This is a genomic window from Paralimibaculum aggregatum (assembly GCF_030270585.1).
Classification (GTDB): domain Bacteria; phylum Pseudomonadota; class Alphaproteobacteria; order Rhodobacterales; family Rhodobacteraceae; genus Thermohalobaculum; species Thermohalobaculum aggregatum.
This window is the reverse complement of record NZ_BSYI01000150.1, coordinates 1-432: the sequence shown is the minus strand read 5'-3', so window position 1 is coordinate 432 and position 432 is coordinate 1. Positions and strand designations below refer to the sequence as shown.

The following is a 432-nucleotide window of genomic DNA, read 5'->3' as shown; positions in this document are numbered from 1 at the left end:
CATCGCCGGCGAGGCGCGGCTGGTGCTCGGCGAGATCCTGAGCGAGATCACCGGCGAGGTGGCGGTCGAGGAGGGGGCGCCCTTCGGGCTCTCCGGCGTGGTCGACCTGCCGGACACGCTGGACCTGGTCTCCTTCGAGATCATCGGCACCGATGGCGGGCTCGAGCTCGGCACCCTGATCGACGACAGCGACCCGGGCATCCTGCTCGCCGGCGGCGGGCTCACGGTGGCCCCCGGCACCACCGCCGACGAGGTCCCCGGCGCCACCGACTACTTCGCCCGCATCGGCGTCGAGTATCTCGAGGCGCCCGAGATCCCGGACGGAGCCGGCACTCCGGACGAGTTCTTCGACCTCGCCCTCACCCTCACCACCGACGGCGCCGGAAACATCACCGAAATCGACTTCTCCGGCGAAATCCTCGACCTCATCGC

The 432-nt window shown here is 70.6% G+C and carries 1 protein-coding gene; it reads left to right on the top strand.

What is annotated here, in order from left to right; genetic code table 11:
* Positions 1 to 432 (top strand): hypothetical protein (locus QSJ97_RS24720; protein WP_285675164.1); only part of this gene is annotated, 432 nt, incomplete at both ends.